Genomic DNA, 19,436 nt, shown 5'->3' on the forward strand with positions numbered 1-19,436 from the left:
TTATTGGGCCACCTCGATACGGGGTGTGGCACCCGTGCCATAGGGAATGTTGCGCCCGCCATAGCGGCGTACGCGCACATTGGCCTGCTCGGCATGACCGACGAAGCCTTCGAGCATGCTCAGCCGCGATCCGTATTCCCCGATCATGGCCGAGGCCGCATCGGTGGTCACAGTCTGCCAGGTACAGGTTTTCATGAATTTCCCCACCCATAGACCACCCGTATAGCGCGCCGCTTTCATTGTGGGGAGGGTGTGATTGGTGCCAATGACCTTATCCCCATATGCGACATTGGTGCGGGGGCCGAGGAACAGGGCGCCGTAATTGGTGAGATTGTCGCGGAACCACATGTCCCGGTCGGTCATGACCTGCACGTGCTCGGAGGCAATGCGGTCGGCCTCGACCAACATCTCGTCGTAGCTCTCGCAGACGATGACCTCGCCGAAGTCGGCCCAGGACTTGCGCGCGATTTCGCCGGTCGGCAGGATTTCGAGCAGGCGCTCGATTTCGGCCATGGTTTCGCGGGCGAGCTTTTCCGACGTGGTCAGGAGGATTGCCGGGGTCGTCGGGCCATGCTCGGCCTGGCCCAGGAGGTCGGTGGCACACATTTCGCCATCGACGGTCTCGTCAGCAATCACCAGGGTCTCGGTCGGGCCGGCGAACAGGTCGATGCCGACACGTCCGAACAGCTGGCGCTTGGCTTCGGCCACGAACGCATTGCCTGGTCCCACCAGCATGTCGACCGGATCGATGCTTTCGGTGCCGATGGCCATGGCGCCGATGGCCTGGATGCCACCCAGGACGTAGATTTCATCGGCACCGGCCATTGCTTGTGCGGCAACGACGGCCGGTGCCGGCTTGGCTCCAAAAGGCGGAGCACAAGTTATGACGCGCTCACAGCCTGCGACCTTGGCGGTGATAACCGACATATGGGCGGAGGCGAGCAGCGGGTATTTGCCGCCGGGGACATAGCAGCCCACGGCGTTGATCGGCACATGCTTGTGCCCGAGCGTGACGCCCGGAAGCGTCTCGACAGTGAGATCGGTCATGGTTGCGCGTTGCGCCTGGGCGAAATTGCGCACCTGGGTCTGGGCGAATTCGATATCGTGCAGATCCTGATCAGTGAGCTGGGCCAGGCAATCATCGATTTCGCGCTGGCTCAGGCGGAAGTCGCTGCGCTCCCACTTGTCGAATTTCTGCGACAGCTCGATGATCGCGGCATCACCGCGCTTTTCGATGTCGCCAAGGATAGCCTCAACAGTGGCCCGAACCTGGCGATCCGCCTCGGCCCGTTCTTCCACATCCTTGCCGCGCTTGAGCCAGACTGGCATGTGCCGCTCCTCGTATTCTTCTAGTGTTAATCCAGTCTTGCATACGTATGCAAAAATGTAAATCGGAACCATCATCGAAGACATCAAAATGTCCTCGACCGATGGTCAGCTAAGCGGTGGGGGCCGCTGGATGGCGTGATCCGTGGCGAGTTCAAAGGCATCGCCGATCTGGACGATGCTGGCTTCGCCGTGATGTCGTCCGACAATCTGCATGCCCAGCGGCAGGCCCTTGTGAAACCCGATGGGCAGCGCCAGCACGGGATGCCCGCTGACGTTGAACCCGATGGTTCGCATCGGCGTCCACACTGGTTCCTTTTCAAAGGGTGCCGCCGGCAGCGCCGTCGTCAATGCGCCTGCGGTGATCAGGGCGTCATGGTCTTGCAAAAGCCGATCCACTGCGGTGCGGAACACTGCACCTGCCCGCTTGGCCTCGGAGAGTTCCGCGTCGGACACGTCGATGCCGGCGGCCAGGCTCAAGAAGGTGCGCCGACCATAGGACTGCGGTTGGTCGCGCAGGGCCTTGGCGTGGTAATCGAAGCTCTCCCGGTGAAGAATAGCAGCGGCGGCAACCTCGATGGCGTCATAATCCGGCAGGTCGACCTCGGTGATCACGGCACCCAGTTCGGACAGTTTCGACAGCGCGGCGTCCATCGCCGTCAGCATGGCGGGCATGGTCTGGCTGTCATGCGCGAACCAATTGCGCGCATAGCCGATCCGCAGGCCCGCAATGGGATGACCAAGCAGGCTCGCCGCCCGGCTTCCCGAGATCACGTCCAGCGTCACAGCAGCCTCTGCGACCGTGGCGCTCATGGGACCAACATGATCCATGCTGGCAGACATGCCGAGTACGCCGCGTTGTGACACAGTGCCAAAAGTCGGCTTGAGCCCAACCACGCCGCAGTAGAACGCCGGGCCGCGCAGTGAACCACCGGTGTCCGTGCCGACTGTGGTGCGCAACAGACCGCCGGCAATGGCAACGCCGCAGCCCGAGGATGAGCCGCCGGTAATGTGATCAAGGCTCCAAGGATTGCGGGCCGGCGGGAACAATCCGCCCTTGTCCGGTCCAACCGTGCCCCATTCATAGGTCGCCAGTTTGCCCAAGAGGATAGCGCCCCCTGCCCGCAGCCGCTCGATGACGTCCGCGTCATTGCCGGCAATGGCGTCGGACCGGCCAGGCGCGTCTGCCGTGGTGGGCAGTCCGGCAATATCGATCAGATCCTTGATGCCAACCGGAATGCCGTGAAGGGGCCCGCGATCAATGCCCGCCGCCAGGTCTGCATCGGCGCGCGCCGCATCGGCCAGGGCCTGCTCCGCAAGCACCAGATAGAACGCGCGATACGCGCCGTCCCGGGTCGCAATGCGATCCAGATGCGCTTGCACAAGCGCTACCGAGGTCAGTCGACCATCGCGCAAGCGCTGGCCCTGTTCGAGGAAACTGAGATCCAGCACGCCGTTCTGATCGGCCGCGACATCGCCGGGCAAGGCGTCACCGAGACCCGCCACGCCGTCGCGCAGCCAGGATGCCAGCCTGAAAACGCCGTCTGCCTCGGATGAAGACAGATTGATGCCGTGCGCGGCGACACGCTCGGCGAAGGCCGCACGAGCCTCGTCCTCAGATGTGTTTTTGACCACCGCCGACTCCTGCCCGGACATGTCAGTCAGCCACGATACGCGCGCCGCTCGTCCGATCAAACAGGTGACAGGCCGCAGGCGGAACATTGAATTTGGCGCTATCGCCAATCTCGGCGCGATAGTCCTTGCCGACTTTGATCGAGACCAGTTCGCCGGCGACGCGCATGGAGATCATGGTCGCTTCGCCCAGCAGCTCGACCGAATAGATCGGCGCCTCGATCTGACCCTGACCCTCGGCCAGCGTCGCGTCTTCGGCCCGGAAGCCGAGCGTCACCGCGCCGTTTGTCGCCTTCGACAGACCTTCAATGCGGATCTTGTCGCCCGTAAAGACGCCATCGGCAATATTGCCATGGACCAGGTTCATGGCTGGCGAGCCGATGAAGCTGGCGACGAAAGTATTGGCCGGACGGTCATAGATTTCCATCGGCGTGCCGACCTGCTGGATGAGGCCCTTGCTCATCACCACTACCCGGTCTGCCAGCGTCATGGCTTCGATCTGGTCATGGGTCACATAGATCGTCGTGCGCTTGAGCGTGTGGTGCAGGTTCTTGATCTGAGCCCGGGTCGAGACACGCAGCTTGGCGTCAAGGTTGGACAGCGGCTCGTCCATGAGGAAGGCATTGGGCTCGCGCACGATCGCACGGGCCAGTGCCACGCGCTGGCGTTGACCACCCGAGAGGGCCGCCGGACGGCGCTGCAGGAAATCGTCCAGCTCCACCATCTTGGACGCGGCCATAACCCGTTCATGATGCTGGTCCTGGGGTACCTTCCGGACCTTGAGCGGGAAACGGATGTTCTCGTAGACGGTCATGTTCGGATAGAGCCCGTAGCTCTGGAACACCATCGAGATGTCCCGATCCTTGGGCTCGAGCTTGTTGACCAGGCGGTCGCCAATCCAGATTTCGCCTTCGGTAATGTCCTCGAGCCCGGCAATCATGCGCATGGTCGTGGTCTTGCCGCAGCCCGAAGGCCCCAGCAAAACCAGGAATTCCTGGTCGGCGATATCGAGATTGAAATTGTCCACGCCGACAAAATTGTTCCAGCGCTTGGAGACGTTCTTGAGACGGATCTGAGCCATGGGATCAGCCTTTCACTGCGCCGGCGGTGAGCCCGCTGACGATCTGGCGTTGGAAGAAGAGGACGAGAATGAACAGCGGCACGGTCGCCGAAACCACGGCAGCAACGGCATACATGACGTTTCCGGCCTCCTGCACCGAGCCGAGGAAGCTAGAAATTTTGGGTACCATGGTCTGGTTGTCGGCGCTGAGCAGCATCGAGGTCGTGGCGAAGTCGTTGTAGGCCAGGAGGAAACTGAACAGCCCTGTCGTGACCACGCCGGGCCACATCACCGGGATGATGACCATGCGGAAGGCCTGGAAGCGTGTGCAGCCGTCAACCATCGCGCTCTCGTCGAGGTCCTTGGGAATGCTGAGGAAAAACGAGTGCAGCATCCATAGGGTGAAGGGCTGGTTGATCGCCACCAGCACGATGATGGAGGTTGGCAGCACGCCCCAGATATTGAGCTGGAAGAACGGCAGCAGATAGCCAGACACCAACGTAATGTGCGGCATGGCGCGGAAGACCAGCGCCGCGATCAGGATCCAGAACGCATAGCGCTGACCCGAGCGCGCCAGGGCGTAGCCGCCCAGCGTCCCCAGCGTCAGCGAAATCACCGTCACCGACACTGTAACAATGGCCGTGTTCATCACCGCCCGCCAGAATTCACGCGTCACCCAGGCGCCGTAATAGCCGTCGCCTGTGAAGGTGCCGCCGGTCTGTGCCTGCGTATAGGTGCCGAAAATGGCGTTCCACCAGCTTTCGCGCGAGAAGAAGTCCGGCTCGACCTTGAACGAACCCCACACCGTCCAGAAGAACGGGAAGGCCGCCAGAACCACCCACAAGATGATGAAAAGCGAGATCAGCAGATTGAGCGGCAAGGGGCGCTTTTGCGTCAGTGTAGCGTAGGACATGGTCACACCACCTTGTGGTTGAATTCGCGCCAGGTGCGCACCAGCACCGGGCTCAGCAGAATGACGACACCAATGATGGTGATGACGGATGTTGCGCCGGCCGAGCCGAACAATTGCGAGTCCCCGCTCAGGTCATTGAAGATCAGCCAGCTGAGCGAGGTGGCATTGGATTCGGCCGAGAAGCCGACAATGGGTTCAAAGACACGGAAATTGTCCATCAGCTGAACCAGCGCCACAAAAGTTGCGAGCGGCGCCAGGTGCGGGATGATGACGTAGCGGATGCGCTCCCAACGGCTGGCGCCGTCGATCATGGCGGACTCCAGCGTATCGCCGGGCACGGTCTGAAGACCGGCATAGAACACCACGAAGCTGAATGGGGCATTGGTCCAAACGCCGTAGAACAACAGCGACCCCCAGGTCAGCGCCGGCGATTGGCGCAGCGACAAGGTCGGGTCATCGAAAATGTTCTGGAGTGTGGCCCCGATGATGCCGTTGGACTGGATCATCCAATAAAGAATGAGCGAGCCGATCAGAGGCGTGATGATCATCGGCAGCAGCGAGAAAAAGATCACCGGCCCCTTGATCGCCCGGGGGACGGCATTGACCGCCAGGGCAATGGTAAAGCCCAGCACCATGGCCAGCGGCGTCACCACGAAGCAAAAGACCAGCGTGAAGGAAAGCGCCTTGTAGAAGGGCAGATTGTATATGCGGCTGACGGCATCGCCAAAGCCTGCATTATTGCTCAGGATCGCGCCGACCTCGGCGACTGCCAGGTGCCCACGATTGAAATAGGTGCCCAGCCCGTTGAACATGCCCATGGGCTGCTCGGCGCGAATTTTGGCCATGGCGGCGGTATCAACCCGCACCTCCGTGGTGCATCCGCCGAAGGGCTGGCAGTTTTCCACCTCGACCAGCACGCGCTGGTGTTCGACGTGAAAACTTTGAACCACCACCGAAACGATCGGCAGCGCAATGAACAGGACCATCGCGATCAGCGAGGGCAGGATGAAGGCAAAGAATGTCTTGTGTGGCATGCAATGCCTCCCCATTCGCGGACGTAGTGTATGGGCGTTATATCGCCACGTCGCCCCTTCGCTTGGCCGAGAAGGGTCGCGATGAGGGGGCCGAACAAGGCTCCCTCATCGACGCTGCGCTATCCTCCCCCTGGAGGGGAGAACGAAGAAGGCTAGAGGTAGCCGCCTTCCTTGGCAGCAGTGTCATAGGCGGCCTTGACGTCGGCCAGAGCCTGGGCCGCATCTTCGGTACCAGCCATGTATTCGGCAAGCTCGGAGGACAGGGCTGTGTGCAGCAGGCCCATATAGGGCTGCATCGGATAAGCACGGGCACCGCCGGTGGCCGTGGCAATCACGCCGACTGCTGCCGGGCCTGGCTCGTAGCCAGCGACCAGCCAGGTGGCAACGGCCGGATTGGCAGCGACCATTTCGGGGCTGATGCCATGCACCATGGCCTGGAACGAGGCTGCGGCGTCTTCGTCAGAGACGTTCTTGGCGATGGTGAAACCGTCCCACCACAGCGCAACGGCCGGGATGGAACCGCCACCGATGGTCGGAGCAGCGGCCAGCACGGTGTTTTCCACCACGCCTTCAGCAGCGCCTTCGCCGTCGAGTGCATTGCCCGCCAGCGAGCCCCACTCATTCATCATTGCCGTATTGCCGGCCTCATACTCGGCCAGGATGCCATTGGCATCAAAGGTCAGGTAATCGGGGTCCATATATTCGGTCATGGCGCGCATGATCTCGAGGACCTTCAGGCCATTCTCATTGTCGATGGCAAGCTCGGCCGAGCCGGGCGCGAAGAACTCGGCACCGGTGCCCAGGTAGCTGTTCACAAACTCTGCCGCCAGGTCCCAGCCGGGCTTGACGGAAGCAGCCAGCGGATAGTCCATCAGGCCGGCATCCTTGATGGCCTTGGCAGCGGCCAGCATGTCTTCATAGGACGTCGGAGCGGCGACGCCGGCAGCGTCCAGGATGTCCTTGCGATAGAACAGGTGCTGCGCATTGCCCATGAAGGCGATGGCCATCACCTTGCCATCGATCTTGATCAGCTGATTGGGCTGCAGATCCTGGCCGTATTTCGCCACAAGGTCATCGAGCGGACGGATGAGGTCGTCGTTCAGCAGCGGCACAATGGAGTTGTTGGCAACCACGGCGACGGTATATTCAGCCGGATTGATCGAGAGCGCAGGCACTTGGAGGTTCTTGTGCTCGGCAGTGGCGTTGGCGGTAACAGTGAGGCCATCGGTGGCGCATTCGCCAGCAGTCGTATTGATAAGGCGAAGGGCCTCGAAATCATTGCTGAGGATGCGGACCGAACCGGCGCCCTCGATGCCGCAATCGGCAAAAGCTGCACCTGCTGTAAGGCACAGAACGCCAAGTGAGACAGTAGTCTTCAACATAAGCTTCATTTTGTTCTCCTGACGGTGAACGGCGCTCACTAAGTCTTGCGCCGACCATCCCCTGTTGTCGTTTGACGCTCCCGCGACGGGCACCGCCCCTTAAAAAGGTGGCGCTACCAGCCATTTTGTCTTCCGCACGTCACAATTGGTAAGCGGCCTTGCATACGAATGCAAGCACTTTTGCATTCGTATGCAACAATGGTCTGTGAAGCCCTATTGAACCGGGCCGGAGCCGCCGGCAGCATAGCATTATTAAGATCAAATCGGGGGCGCGGCGGCGCTTGCGTCTATCCTAGAGGATATGTGCGCCAGCACGCCCAACAGGCCCAACGACGCCCCAAAAAGCGCAGCCCCGAGCTGAGGACGCGTTGGCGTGCATCATCGCAATGCTCAAAAATCGCAAGCCAAGGACTCATTTCCGGCACGCGGCCAGGAAAGCTCAACACGGTCAGCAATTTAGTGGATAAAAACAAGTGGCGGAGAGGAAGGGATTCGAACCCTCGAGACAGTTGCCCATCTGCACCCTTAGCAGGGGTGTGCCTTCGACCACTCGGCCACCTCTCCAGCGGGGTCGGGTCTAGCGGGCGGCTGGAGGGATGGCAAGCGCTTTTTATGGCGGGGGCAACAAGGACTTGCTGCCTGTGGATGGCGGGGGAACCGCCCTGCCGCAATTTGGTTGGTAAGCCGGACTATTCTTGGCTTAAATCGGCCGGCGGCGGAACACGCTTCGAGTCGACGGGCGTAGCGGAACTGGCAAGAGGCGGATGCGGATGACGAGGGGAATCGAGCTGAAACGCGTTTGGACTGGCCCCATTGCGGCCCTTGGCCTATTGCTCTGCGGCACCGTCGCGGCGCAGGAGGCTCCTGTCGCACCGGCCCCGGTGGAAGGCGTTTGGCGCACCGTGCTGCAATCGGAGATCACCATCAGCCCTTGCGAGCGTGGCTATTGCGGCCATCTCTCGCGCATTGTGGTGCCCGAGGGCATGCTCAGCGGCGCCGAGGCCGAAGCCGCCGCGGCCATGGAGCCCGAAGAGTTCTTCGACCATCGTAACAAGGACCCTGCCCTGCGCACCCGTCCCATGCTGGGCCTGCAGATCCTGACGCTGTGGCAAGGCAACCAGCCGCATATCTATGACGGTGAAATCTACAACCCCGAGGATGGCAACAGCTATACCGGCTATGTCGAACTGGTCGGACCGGACACGCTGCGCCTCAATGGCTGCGTATTGTTCAATGTGGTCTGCCGGGGCGAAGACTGGACCCGGGTGCCAGCCGACGAGCTGGAGGCGCGTGCCGCGGCCGAGGCGGACGCCGCCCCGGCCGTCGAGTAATCACGCCCGCATCAGCCGCATCTGTGGTTGGCCATTGCCGCGCAGGGCCGGCGAGACGCCGTGGATATCGACGGTCGACACCACGCGGTGACGCAGCGCGGCAAACATGAAGGTCGGCGTCACGTTGACCGGCTCGTCGAACTGCACCGTAACGGTGAAGCTGTGCATATTGCCCAGCAATTGCACGCCGATCAGCAGGCCGGTGAAGGGCTGCTCGAGGTAAAACCCCTTGACGCGCATGCCCACCTGGAAGGGCACGGCAACGCGATCGGGCAAGGCCGCCCGGGCGGTGTTCCAATCACGAAAGCCATGGGCGCGGGCAATGTGTTCCAGCGCCTCGCTATGGGTCATGGGCTGGCCGGAACTGGCGCGGGATTCGCGCAGGTGTTTGGCCTCGGACTTGAGGGTCTGGGCGGATGGGGTATCAAGTGAATAAGACATGGTTCGGGTCTCTCCAGACATGGAGGCGACAATAAGCATGGGGTCCGCATTGCCATGATGCGCCTTGGGAGAAAACAACCGAAGGGATCATAAGAGAGCTGAGCTTCACCAAGGACCTTGCGATCCGCGGACGGCTGGCGTCAGCAACCGAGGGGCTAAATGCGCCCGGCCCGCGCTGCTGTCAAGATGCCGATCAAAAGGCGTGATGGGGCGATCAGACAATTGCATTGGGCGAGATAGGTATTGGGCGCTAGGAACAGACACCTGCGCACCTTGGGGGCACGATGACTGAAATACTCTTGTTCCTGGCCGGGCTTCTCGGCGGTGCACTCAATTCGCTGGCGGGCGGGGGCTCGTTCATCGTCTTCCCGGCGCTGCTATTTGCCGGCGTGCCGCCAGTTCTGGCCAATGCCTCCAACACTTATGCTGCCCTGCCCGGCTATGTCAGCGGCGCGGCGGGTTATTGGAAGTCGGTGGCGGGCTACAAGGACAAGCTGATCACCTACGGCCTAGTCGCGGCGCTCTTCGGCTATGTCGGCGCTGAATTGCTCCTGGTGGTTTCTGACGAACAGTTTGCGCTGGTGGTGCCCTGGCTGATGGGCTTTGCCGTGGCGCTGTTCATCTTCGGCAACAGGATCAACACCATGCTGCGAGCGCGCAGTGGCGAAAAGCGCGGCATGCAGGCGCTGGGCGCGGTGCTGCTGCTGGCGCTCCTGGCAGCGGTCTGTGTCTATGGCGGGTTCTTCAATGCCGGGCTGGGCATCTTGTTGCTGGCGTTCCTTGCCATGGCCGGCATGACCGACATCCACGCCATGAACGGGCTAAAACTCTATATCTCGTCCATCGTCGCCGTCGTCGCCGTGGCGCGTTTTGCGCTCAATGCCTCCATCGACTGGTACCACGGCTCCATCGCGCTAGTCGGCGTGACCATTGGCGGCTATGCCGCGGCGCGGCTCGCCAGATACATCCCTACCCATTGGATCCGCATCGGCGTGATCGTCTATGGCATCGGCATGACCGGGTACTTCTTCTGGACGGCCTACTTTTCGTAGTTCGCCTTTCTGATCCACACCGCCGCATCGTGGAACGGCGCCCCCCCGAAGGGTGGTGACGGGGTTGCGCTGGTCAGCATGTTGATGCCCTGCCCGCCGCGATGCGCCTTGTTGCGATGCAGACCTTCCGCAATCAGCACGCCGGTCTGCAAGCCGTCGTGGATGCGGGCCGTCAGGTCCACGGAGCCGCGCATGTTGCCCAGGGTGACATGGTCCCCATCCTCGATCCCCAGACGTGCCGCATCCTCGGGGTGAATGAACACACTCGGTTCCCCCTCACGCCTTATGCTGCCGGGCGTCTGGTTGAACGAGGAATTGAGGAAGGCGCGGGCCGGGCTGGTGGCGAGCTTGAACGGGTGCACCGCGTCTGCGGCTTCGTTGATCGCCCAGTGATCGGCAAAGCGCGGCATGTCCGCCGGATCGCAGACCCAGCGATAGCCCTTGCGTTCGGCCACATCGCTCCAATTCGGCGCGAAGCGATAACGGCCATCGGGCCAGCCAAACCCTTTGGCGAAACGCGCAGCATCGTCGGGCCGCTCGCGGTCGATAAAGCCGGTCTTTTCGACCTCTTCGAGCGGCGGATAGTTGGAGCGAGCAAAGGTGTCGGCCACAACATCGCGGTCGCTGGCGTGAAAACTCGGATCGTCGCTGCCAAGCCGAAGGGCGATGGCATTGATGACATCGTGGTTGGAGCGGGCCTCGCCCGGCGCCTCGACGACAGCAGGGCCGTAAAGCACCCGGGTATGGCCGCCGCGGGTGTAATAGTCATTGTGTTCGAGGAACATGGTGGCCGGCAGCACGATATCGGCCAGCTCGGCGGTTTCAGTCATGAACTGCTCATGCACCACGAGGAACAGGTCCTCGCGCATCAGCCCCTGGCGCACCAGTTGCTGCTCGGGCGCAACGGTGGCCGGGTTGGTGTTTTGCACGATCATGGCGTGCACCGGCCCACCGCCCTGGAGGGCCTTTGCGTCGCCGGTGAGGATGGGGCCGATTTCGGACATGTCGAGAAGACGCGGCGTGCCCTTTTGCAGGTGCGTGCCTTCGAGGCGCGACTTGTCGAGGCCCCAGGTGCCGGAATTGGAATGGAAGGCGCCGCCGCCGCGATACTGCCAGGCGCCGGTCATGGCCGGAATGGAGAGCGCGGCGTGAACCGCTGTGGCCCCGTTACGCTGGCGCGAGAACCCATAGCCGAGTCGGAAGAAGGTTCGTTTGGTTTCGCCCACCAGATGCGCGAAGGCTTCAATTTCGGAGACGGACAGTCCCGTAATTGCGGACGCCCACTCCGGCGTGCGCGTCGCCAGATGCGCCTCGAACTCCGCGGAAAAGTCAGTGAACTTTTCCATATAGGCGCGGTCGGCCAAACCGTCGCGCAGCAGCACATGCATGGTGGCCGCGGCGAGCGCGCCATCCGTACCGGGACGCAGGACCAGCCCCATGTCGGCCTGTTCCATGGTGGCGTTGCGATAGATGTCGATGACCACGACCTTGGCGCCGCGGGTCTTGCGGGCCTTCATGGCGTGGGTCATCACATTGACCTGGGTGTGAACCGCATTGGTCCCCCAGATGACGACGCAATCGGCCTCGGCCATCTGCTCGGGATTAACCCCGCCGAGCAGGCCCGTGCCCGCGATATAGCCGGGCCAGGCAAGGCCCACGCAGATGGTGTCATACTGGTGCGAATAGCCGCGCACGGCGCGCAGGCGCTCGATCCCGTCGCGCTGCACATGGCCCATCGTGCCGGCATAAAAATAGGGCCAGACGGCCTCGGCGCCGTGGGTCTTCTCGACCTCAAGGAAGCGTGCTGCGATTTCATCCAGCGCCTCGTCCCAACTGATGGTCTGCCACTGCCCTGCCCCTTTGGGGCCGATGCGGCGCATGGGGTGGGTCAGGCGCTCGGGGTGATGGATGCGCTCGGCATAGCGGGCGACTTTCTCGCAGATCACGCCAGCGGTATAGGGATCGTCCTTGGCGCCACGCACGCGGCCGACACTGCCATCGGCCAGGATGTCGACATCGAGCGCGCAAACCGACGGGCAGTCATGCGGGCAGACAGAGCGGATGGTGCGCTGGGCAATGGGAGCGTTCATGGCAGCAAGGGTAGTCCCGCGCCCGGCCCGCGACAATCGCATTGTGGTGATGGGGTCGATCAGGGGTGGTGATGAACGACCTCAGGACGTGGCAAATGCCTTGGTCGCCGTTTCGCTATTGCGGCGGGCGCGGGTCGCGGCGTGTTTGGCCAGTTGGGCGGCGCCGGCGTGGAATTGCGAGAAGGTGATGCGGCCCGAGGTGCCGGCAATGGTGACACCGCGCCAATTGGGACGAACGACACGCACATCGGACCAGTCCAGTTCCACGACGCGCCCCATGGCATTGCGATGCCTGACCTGCTTGTGGTCCCAGGAGGTGTGGGTGAATAGCCCCGCCATGCCGATGCCAAGCGATCCGCCCGAAAGCAGCAGCACGGCCAGATAGGTCGCGATCAGTTGGGTTGTATCGGCCACATGGCCCATGACAATAACGGCAAACAGCAGCACAGCCGCCAGCCCTGCCGCGCCATAGCAGGCGAAATATTCGACCATCGAGGGCCGCAGTTCGGCCAAGCCCCCTTCAACCACCACGGCCTCTTCGGGCTGGAGCAGGCGCAGGGCCAGGAAGGCGGCATAGCCAAATGCAACCACGCCGGCCGCACGCGAGAGCGGCAGATGGGCGGTGGCGGGAATGTACTTGAGGATGATGAGTAGGGTGATCGTCACAAGCGGCAAAGCCACTTCCTGCCAACGCAAAGGCACTCTGCTATTCTCCAAGGTGCGGGGGCCGGTGACGCAAGTTCGGCGGATTTCTGCTCTTAAGGGTACGGAAATAAAGTGATTTGGCCATTCACAATTCCGCCATAAGTGGGGCGAGCCGCATCAACGAGGCCTGGTGTTGCATCGACGCGACTTCGCATTCTGAGTCAATTGCCTCGCAGATTGATTCAAGCCGGTGACAGACAGAATCCGGCGCTCCTTCCAAGTCCCTCCAGCCACGCAATAAATTTCGGAATTGTATGCGACTTATCTCGCAGGACGCCTCCCCGGCCGGGGAGGCGTTCGCTCACAAGGGCACTTTGCGCCGGTTAGCGCGCCACCGACGCAGGGGCGCCGACCATGGCTGCCGTTGCGGCCTCTTCGGCATTGATTTCGGCTTCTGGCTCCTTGCGCAGGGAAGTCGCGAGGGTAAGTTCTTCGAGCAAGAAGCTCAGGCCAAAGGCGACAATGGCGGCACCGGCGGCAGTGTAGAACACCGGGTGGAGCGCCGAGGCGAAGGCTTCGAGCACCATGGTGCGGACCGGCTCGGGCAGCGATGCAACCGCCTGGGCACTGAAGCTGCCCGTGCCGCCGCCCTCCGGCATGATATCGCCCAGCCGGGCGGCCAGGCCGCTGGAAAAGATCGCCCCAAAGATCGACACGCCGATGGAGCCGCCGATCTGGCGGAACAGCGTATTGCCGGCGGTGGCAGTGCCCACCACTTCGCGCGCCACGGCATTTTGCGTTGCGGTGATGCTGACGCTGTTGACTGGGCCGATGCCGGCGCCAACCAGGAACATGTAAACCGCAATCTGCCAGGACGGGGTATCGAGCTGCATGGTGGCGAGCAGTAGCAGGCCACCGACGAGGACAAAGGTCGCAATCTGCGGCAGCACCTTATAGCGCCCGGTGCGGGTCATGATGAACCCTGAGACCATCGAGGTGCCAATCAGGCCCACCATCATCGGCAGCAGCTGCAACGCGGAGTCAGTGGGTGAAACGCCCTTGGCCAGCTGCAGATACATGGGCAGGAAGGTGATCGAGCCAAACATGGCCATGCCGACGAGAAAACCAATGGCGCTGGTGACGGCAAAGGTATTGTTGCGGAAAAGGTTCAGCGGCAGGACCGGCTCGGCTGCACGGGATTCCACCCAGATGAAAGCGCCCAGCATGGCGACGGCGGCCACGATGAGCCCCATGACCTGGACCGAGAACCATTCAAAGGTGTTGCCGCCCAGCGAGGTGGCCAGCACGAAGGCGGTCAGCCCACCCGAGAGCAGCACGAAGCCGGAATAGTCGATGGAATGCTGGACCCGAATGCCACGCGGCTTGAGCGCAACGGCGATGATGGCCAGAGCCAGCACGCCGAGCGGCAGGTTGATGAGGAAAATCCACTGCCAGGAAATGTGCTCGACAATAAAGCCGCCAAGCAGCGGGCCGACCACCGTGGCGACGCCGAACACGGCGCCGAACAGGCCCTGCACCTTGCCGCGCTGGCGCGGGGGAATGATGTCGGCCACGACCGTCATGGCGACCACCATCAGTCCGCCGCCCCCGAGGCCCTGAATGGCGCGCGCCGCAATCAGGAAGGTCATGCTGGTGGCCATGGCCGAGAGCAATGCGCCGAGGAGGAATATGACGATAGCGGCCTGCAGGACGATCTTGCGGCCAAAGAGGTCGCCGAGCTTGCCATAGATGGGCGCCACCACCGTGGAGCTGAGCAGATAGGCGATGACCACCCAGGTCAGGTGATCGAGGCCGCCAAGCTGGCCGACAATGGAGGGCAGCGCGGTCGAGACGATGGTCTGGCCCAGCGAGGCGAGCAGCAGGGTAACGGCGACAGCGCCGATTATCAGGGCAATGGAGGGATTGTCCGGCGCTTGGGCCGGTTGAACGGTTTCGGACATTAGGGCATTCCTTGCGGGCCGGGCCGCGATTTGTTGCGGCCCTTGAGAATTCAATTCTGAGCGCATATATGTGCCCAGGACAATTACATGTCAACAGCATGCAATTGCCACGGACATGCAAAACTGCGAGGGCTGCCATGCCTTTGGGCGACAAGAGAGAACTGGCTGCGCTACTGCGCCAAGCCGGCATTGCCACCGCCACAGCGGAGGCCGTGATGGATATTGACGGGCTGATGCAGAAATGGCGCCGCCGGGCTATGAAGCGCGAGCTGGGCCATCGCGCCCTGCTCGATCTCAAGGTGGGGATCGATCTGGCCCAGTTGGACGTGCTCACGGCTATCGATGCTCCTGCCCCCGAATTTGGCGAAAGTCAGGGCGAAACGATGGTCGCAACGGTCGCCGAGCGGCTCAATATCGACCCGTCGCGCGCCAGTCGTCTGGTGAGCGAGATGGTGGATCAGGGCTTTGCCCGCCGCGCGGTCAGCCAGGCCGATGCGCGGCGCACCATTATCGAGTTGACCGAGCGGGGCCGGGTCGTGGTCGATGCCGTGCGCGCCTATAAATTCCTGATCATGGGCGATTTTCTGAGTGAGTGGGACGCGACCGAACTCGCCGCCTTCGTGCCGCTGCTCAAGCGCTTTGGCACCTGGATGGATGGCATCGATCCAGCCACGGAAAAGCATGCTGGCGAGATTGAAGCCCTGGCCAAGGACATCAACAAGGCCGGCAAGGTTTCCGAGCCGAGCTAACCATGGGCGCCGCTTCTGTGGCGCTCCCTATATCACCGGCAACTGCCGGCAAGACTGAAGGCGGCGCGCTAGTGGACGGCGCTGCGCACGTCGTATTCGGCTGCGGCCTCTCCCGACGCTGGATCGGTTACGCCGAGGTCGCCGCCGAGGTCTTCGAGCATCGAGCGCATGCCATCGAGCGAGCGGATCATTGCGGGCCGAGCCTTGACGATACTGTCGAAGCCGTCCCACTCGCCCAGGAAGTAGAAGTCACGATCCCCGGTCTTGACCAGGCTGAAGCGGTGCATGCCGGCCGCCTTGAATTCCTCGCCGGCCGATTCCAGCATGCTACCGTGATGGGCTATCAACGCGTCTTCAAAACCGGGCTTCACCCGCATACGCACAATATTGTAGGCCGTCATCGACGCCTCCCATGTTAGCCGCTCAGGCCACCCACGTGGGCTGACGCGGTGTCCCATTCTACGCCTGCCGCAGCGGAGGTTACAGGGGATTCAACGGACCGCCTGAGCTCGGGTCTCAACGCATAGGGGTGATCGCTGTCATGAATACGATTTGTTGGACAGCAAGGGTTTATGCGCCTAGCAGTCTTGCCGCCTGGGGAGGATCAGCTTGAAAATGACGCAAAGGCGCATACCGGTAACGGCGCTGCTTGGCACCAATATGTTCTTTTCGGGCGTCACTTACGCCGCGACCATGCCTTATGCGTCGCTGGTGGGTGTGGATACGCTGGGCATGTCGCCAGGCCTTTTCGCGACGATCATGAGCGCAGGCGCCATCGTGGGCACCTTTGTTTCGCTGGGGCTGGGCTATCTCTCCGACAAGCTGCGCGACCGGCGCTTGCTGGTGCTGATCACGGCGCTGGCCGGCATCCTTGCCCATGGCCTGATCTATATCGCCCCTTCGCAAGCCAGCTTTGCCATCGCCATGGGGCTGATCATGCCGCTGGCGGGAGCGTCCTACGGGCAGAGCTTTGGCTATCTTCGCGTCTATTATCTCAAGCATCGCCCGGACAAGGCGGATTTCATGGTCACCTCCTTGCGGACGGTGTTCACGCTGGCCTGGATCATCGTGCCGCCGCTGGCCGGCTGGGTGGCGGCCGAGTTCAGCATTTTCAATGTCTATCTGGCATCGTCGCTGAGCTATGCGGTGATGGCGGGGGTCTTCGCCCTGCTGATGACCGATGCCAGCACGGCCGTGCAAATGCCTGCTCCCGTGCGCGAAAAGGGCGCGTCGCTGCTGTCCGTCTTTGCCCTGCGGCCCGGAATTCTCGCGGGGCTTCTGGGCCTGATCGTGATGGTCGGAGCGATGCGATTGCTGACGCTGAGCGTGTCGCTGTTCATCGTCACGGACCTGGGTGGCACGGTGACAGATGTGGGGTTCTACGCGGGGATCACCGCGGCGGTGGAAGCGCCCTGCATGATGCTGCTGGCCTATCTGACCACGCGGCTGAGTAAGGAAACCTTGCTCGCCGCCGCCGGCCTGGTGATGGCCGTGTTCATGGGGCTGAGCAGCGTCCTGACCAATATGACGGCGCTTTACTGGCTATTGCTGCTCAATGGCTTGGGTACGGCCGCGCTAATGAGCGTCAACATTCCCTATATTCAGGATGCCATCAAAGGCCGCGTCGGCCTGTCAACCTCGCTGATGGATATTGTCGCCATCGCCGCCAACCTGCTTGGCGCGGCCGGCTTCGGCATCCTGGCGGGCGGTGGCAATTACCGGCTGGCACTGGGCGTGGCAGCCGGTCTGTCGGTTGTTGGCGCAGCCATCATGGCCTTTGGCAATTTGAGCCGGCTGGGCCGGCCCAAACCTGTCACCGCCTGATCAGTCGTCGGCGCGGCTTTTCTTGTGGTCCTTGGGCTTGGCCGCCTTCTTCTTGGGCGGGCGAGCTTCGCCTTCGGCAGCGGGCTTGGACCAGGCCGGCTTGCCCTTGTCCTTGGGGAAGGATTTCTCCTTGGCGGCGAAGGGCTTTGCTGCCTTTGCCGGACGCGCCTCGCGCGGAGGACGCGGCGTTTCCATCATCGCTTCGAACCCATCGTCGGACCGCGGCTTGGCGTAGCGTTCCTTGCGGTCGGCGCGTTCGGGACGCGGCGCCATCGGGTCGTAGCGCTCCGGCGGGCCGGGCGGACGGCGGTTGGACTTCGGGCGCTCGGGGCGTTCGCCCGGACCATCGACAGCGCTGATGTTGACGCCGCGCTCGCCGGTGCCATTGGTGCCGACATTGCGCAGGAAGCTGTCGACCTTGTCGGCGGCGATCTCGAAGATCGTTTCCGTATCAAAAATGCGGATCGATCCAATGGCCGATTTGGTGACGCCACCAGCCTTGCAGATCATCGGCAGCAGCCAGCGCGGCTCGGCTCGCTGCTTGCGACCCAGATTGACCTTGAACCAGCTGCCGCCAGCAAAGGCCTCGCGGCTACGCGGCTCGCGCGCACCGAAATCGTCCTGCGAGGTGACGGTGACATCCTCTGGCACCGGCCGGGCGGCCAGTTGCAAGCGCAGATAGGCTGCAGCAATGGCTTCGGGCGCATGGCGCTCGAGCAGTTGAGCCACCATCGGGGCTTCATCTTCGCTCGCCGCAGTGCTCAAGGTGTCCGCTGACAGGATATGTTCGCGATAGCGCGCGTCGATATCGGCGGCGCTGGGCGGGGCCTGCATTTCTGCTTCGATTTTCGCCGTCCGCAGGATCGAAAGAGCCACGCGCTTCCGGTGGGCCGGGGCGATGACCACGCAGGTGCCCTTGCGCCCTGCCCGGCCGGTGCGGCCCGAGCGATGCAGCAGCGTTTCCGCATTCATCGGCAGGTCGGCGTGGATGACCAGGTCGAGATTGGGCAGATCGATGCCGCGCGCGGCGACGTCGGTGGCAACGCAGATGCGGGCCCGGCCATCGCGCATGGATTGCAGCGCATTGGTGCGTTCGGCCTGGCTGAGCTCGCCCGAGAGCGTCACCACATCGAAGCCACGATTGTGCAGCCGCGCTGACAGGTGCTTCACCGCCTCGCGGGTGGAGGCAAAGACGATGGTATTGGTGCTCTCATACCAGAGCAGCGTATTGATCACGGCGTTTTCACGCTCATTGGCGGGCACCGACATGAGCTTGTAGTCGATATCGGCATGCTGCGAGCCCGAGCTGACGGCCGAAACGCGCAGGGCATTGCGCTGGAAGGTCTTGGCCAGCTCGGCAATCTGCCGGGGCACGGTGGCCGAGAACAACAACGTGCGACGGTCCTCGGGGGCCGCGGCCAGGATGAACTCAAGGTCCTCGCGGAACCCGAGATCGAGCATTTCGTCAGCCTCGTCGAGCACCACGGCACGGAGCGCGGAGGTATCGAGGGCGCCCCGCGTAATGTGGTCGCGCAGGCGGCCCGGCGTCCCCACGACGATATGGGCGCCACGCTCAAGCGCCCGGCGTTCGGTGCGCTGGTCCATGCCGCCAACGCCGGCGGCGGTCTGGGCGTGCAGCGGCGCATAGAGCCAGGTCAGTTCGCGCTGCACCTGCATGGCCAGCTCGCGGGTTGGCGCAATGACAAGGGCCAGCGGCGCGCCCGGCGGCGGCAGCATGTCGGCGCCGCCGAGCAGGGTCGGCGCAATGGCCATGCCGAAGGCGACAGTCTTGCCCGATCCGGTCTGGGCGGAAACGAGCAGGTCGCGGCCTTCGGTCTGATCCTCAATGACGGCGGCCTGCACCGGGGTGAGGCTGTCATAGCCCTTGGCCTCAAGGGCGCGGGCGATGGGGGCGAGGATAGTATCAGGAAGGGACAAAGCAGTTCTTTCGGAGCGGGATACACCATGCGTGCCAGGTCCCGACCATTCGAGAAGC

At 62.7% G+C, this 19,436-nt stretch carries 16 protein-coding genes and 1 tRNA gene; 4 read left to right on the forward strand and 13 right to left on the reverse strand.

The window, feature by feature from the left end:
• From hisD to NIM87_RS03510, 7 genes are all read right to left on the reverse strand, one after another.
• Positions 1-1,329, reverse strand: a complete 1,329-nt coding sequence (gene hisD / locus NIM87_RS03480) for a histidinol dehydrogenase (RefSeq protein WP_254673217.1) — start codon at positions 1,327-1,329, stop codon at positions 1-3.
• A 105-nt stretch (positions 1,330-1,434) separates the two neighbouring features.
• Positions 1,435-2,961, reverse strand: coding sequence for an amidase (locus tag NIM87_RS03485; RefSeq protein ID WP_254673218.1), 1,527 nt, complete (start codon positions 2,959-2,961; stop codon positions 1,435-1,437).
• 22 nt (positions 2,962-2,983) lie between these two features.
• Positions 2,984-4,039 (reverse strand): ABC transporter ATP-binding protein, encoded by a 1,056-nt coding sequence (locus tag NIM87_RS03490; protein ID WP_254673219.1) that lies wholly within the window; start codon positions 4,037-4,039, stop codon positions 2,984-2,986.
• Positions 4,040-4,043: 4 nt separating this feature from the next.
• Positions 4,044-4,931, reverse strand: a complete 888-nt coding sequence (locus NIM87_RS03495; RefSeq protein ID WP_254673220.1) for a carbohydrate ABC transporter permease — start codon at positions 4,929-4,931, stop codon at positions 4,044-4,046.
• A 2-nt stretch (positions 4,932-4,933) separates the two neighbouring features.
• Positions 4,934-5,965, reverse strand: a complete 1,032-nt coding sequence (locus NIM87_RS03500; RefSeq protein WP_254673221.1) for a carbohydrate ABC transporter permease — start codon at positions 5,963-5,965, stop codon at positions 4,934-4,936.
• 152 nt (positions 5,966-6,117) lie between these two features.
• Positions 6,118-7,356 (reverse strand): ABC transporter substrate-binding protein, encoded by a 1,239-nt coding sequence (locus tag NIM87_RS03505; protein ID WP_254673222.1) that lies wholly within the window; start codon positions 7,354-7,356, stop codon positions 6,118-6,120.
• 465 nt (positions 7,357-7,821) lie between these two features.
• A tRNA-Ser gene (locus tag NIM87_RS03510) sits at positions 7,822-7,911 on the reverse strand.
• Positions 7,912-8,117: 206 nt separating this feature from the next.
• Here NIM87_RS03510 and NIM87_RS03515 point away from each other — a divergent pair.
• On the forward strand, positions 8,118-8,678 hold the full coding sequence (locus NIM87_RS03515; protein ID WP_254673223.1) for a DUF2147 domain-containing protein: 561 nt from the start codon (positions 8,118-8,120) through the stop codon (positions 8,676-8,678).
• Here NIM87_RS03515 and NIM87_RS03520 read toward each other — a convergent pair whose 3' ends face one another.
• Positions 8,679-9,119 carry a glyoxalase superfamily protein gene (locus NIM87_RS03520; RefSeq protein ID WP_254673224.1) on the reverse strand — a complete coding sequence of 147 codons (441 nt, stop codon included), beginning with the start codon at positions 9,117-9,119 and terminating at the stop codon, positions 8,679-8,681. It lies immediately after the preceding gene.
• 284 nt (positions 9,120-9,403) lie between these two features.
• On the opposite strand from NIM87_RS03520, the gene NIM87_RS03525 reads away from it, so the two are divergent.
• Positions 9,404-10,171: a sulfite exporter TauE/SafE family protein gene (locus NIM87_RS03525; RefSeq protein ID WP_254673225.1), complete on the forward strand. Its 768-nt coding sequence runs from the start codon at positions 9,404-9,406 to the stop codon at positions 10,169-10,171.
• On the opposite strand, the gene NIM87_RS03530 is transcribed toward NIM87_RS03525, so the two are convergent.
• From NIM87_RS03530 to NIM87_RS03540, 3 genes are all read right to left on the reverse strand, one after another.
• On the reverse strand, positions 10,159-12,261 hold the full coding sequence (locus NIM87_RS03530; protein ID WP_254673226.1) for a molybdopterin-containing oxidoreductase family protein: 2,103 nt from the start codon (positions 12,259-12,261) through the stop codon (positions 10,159-10,161). The two genes, NIM87_RS03525 and NIM87_RS03530, sit on opposite strands and share 13 nt — an antisense overlap.
• A gap of 81 nt (positions 12,262-12,342) precedes the next feature.
• Positions 12,343-12,963 carry a hypothetical protein gene (locus NIM87_RS03535; protein ID WP_254673227.1) on the reverse strand — a complete coding sequence of 207 codons (621 nt, stop codon included), beginning with the start codon at positions 12,961-12,963 and terminating at the stop codon, positions 12,343-12,345.
• A gap of 326 nt (positions 12,964-13,289) precedes the next feature.
• The gene (locus NIM87_RS03540) at positions 13,290-14,867 is read right to left on the reverse strand and encodes an MDR family MFS transporter (protein ID WP_254673228.1); all 1,578 of its coding nucleotides are present in this window, start codon (positions 14,865-14,867) and stop codon (positions 13,290-13,292) included.
• Between the two features lie 137 nt (positions 14,868-15,004).
• On the opposite strand from NIM87_RS03540, the gene NIM87_RS03545 reads away from it, so the two are divergent.
• Positions 15,005-15,616: a MarR family winged helix-turn-helix transcriptional regulator gene (locus tag NIM87_RS03545; RefSeq protein ID WP_254673229.1), complete on the forward strand. Its 612-nt coding sequence runs from the start codon at positions 15,005-15,007 to the stop codon at positions 15,614-15,616.
• A gap of 68 nt (positions 15,617-15,684) precedes the next feature.
• Here NIM87_RS03545 and NIM87_RS03550 read toward each other — a convergent pair whose 3' ends face one another.
• Complete coding sequence (locus NIM87_RS03550; RefSeq protein WP_254673230.1) at positions 15,685-16,017, reverse strand: DUF718 domain-containing protein; 333 nt, start codon at positions 16,015-16,017, stop codon at positions 15,685-15,687.
• Positions 16,018-16,231: 214 nt separating this feature from the next.
• Here NIM87_RS03550 and NIM87_RS03555 point away from each other — a divergent pair, with 214 nt between their 5' ends.
• Positions 16,232-17,440 carry an MFS transporter gene (locus NIM87_RS03555; RefSeq protein WP_254673231.1) on the forward strand — a complete coding sequence of 403 codons (1,209 nt, stop codon included), beginning with the start codon at positions 16,232-16,234 and terminating at the stop codon, positions 17,438-17,440.
• Here NIM87_RS03555 and NIM87_RS03560 read toward each other — a convergent pair whose 3' ends face one another.
• Entirely contained in the window at positions 17,441-19,378 is a 1,938-nt protein-coding gene (locus NIM87_RS03560; RefSeq protein ID WP_254673232.1) for a DEAD/DEAH box helicase, read from the reverse strand.
• Between the last annotated feature and the right edge of the window lie 58 nt (positions 19,379-19,436).

This window comes from Devosia ureilytica (assembly GCF_024273195.1).
Lineage (GTDB): Bacteria > Pseudomonadota > Alphaproteobacteria > Rhizobiales > Devosiaceae > Devosia > Devosia ureilytica.

Excerpts from the sequence above, each read along its gene's own strand:
- NIM87_RS03550 (WP_254673230.1), bottom strand. The coding sequence starts at position 16,017 with ATGACGGCCTACAATATTGTGCGTATGCGGGTGAAGCCCGGTTTTGAA.
- NIM87_RS03490 (WP_254673219.1), bottom strand. The coding sequence starts at position 4,039 with ATGGCTCAGATCCGTCTCAAGAACGTCTCCAAGCGCTGGAACAATTTT.
- NIM87_RS03555 (WP_254673231.1), top strand. The coding sequence starts at position 16,232 with ATGACGCAAAGGCGCATACCGGTAACGGCGCTGCTTGGCACCAATATG.
- hisD (WP_254673217.1), bottom strand. The coding sequence starts at position 1,329 with ATGCCAGTCTGGCTCAAGCGCGGCAAGGATGTGGAAGAACGGGCCGAG.
- NIM87_RS03515 (WP_254673223.1), top strand. The coding sequence starts at position 8,118 with ATGACGAGGGGAATCGAGCTGAAACGCGTTTGGACTGGCCCCATTGCG.
- NIM87_RS03525 (WP_254673225.1), top strand. The coding sequence starts at position 9,404 with ATGACTGAAATACTCTTGTTCCTGGCCGGGCTTCTCGGCGGTGCACTC.
- NIM87_RS03495 (WP_254673220.1), bottom strand. The coding sequence starts at position 4,931 with ATGTCCTACGCTACACTGACGCAAAAGCGCCCCTTGCCGCTCAATCTG.
- NIM87_RS03540 (WP_254673228.1), bottom strand. The coding sequence starts at position 14,867 with ATGTCCGAAACCGTTCAACCGGCCCAAGCGCCGGACAATCCCTCCATT.
- NIM87_RS03530 (WP_254673226.1), bottom strand. The coding sequence starts at position 12,261 with ATGAACGCTCCCATTGCCCAGCGCACCATCCGCTCTGTCTGCCCGCAT.
- NIM87_RS03545 (WP_254673229.1), top strand. The coding sequence starts at position 15,005 with ATGCCTTTGGGCGACAAGAGAGAACTGGCTGCGCTACTGCGCCAAGCC.
- NIM87_RS03505 (WP_254673222.1), bottom strand. The coding sequence starts at position 7,356 with ATGAAGCTTATGTTGAAGACTACTGTCTCACTTGGCGTTCTGTGCCTT.
- NIM87_RS03520 (WP_254673224.1), bottom strand. The coding sequence starts at position 9,119 with ATGTCTTATTCACTTGATACCCCATCCGCCCAGACCCTCAAGTCCGAG.
- NIM87_RS03500 (WP_254673221.1), bottom strand. The coding sequence starts at position 5,965 with ATGCCACACAAGACATTCTTTGCCTTCATCCTGCCCTCGCTGATCGCG.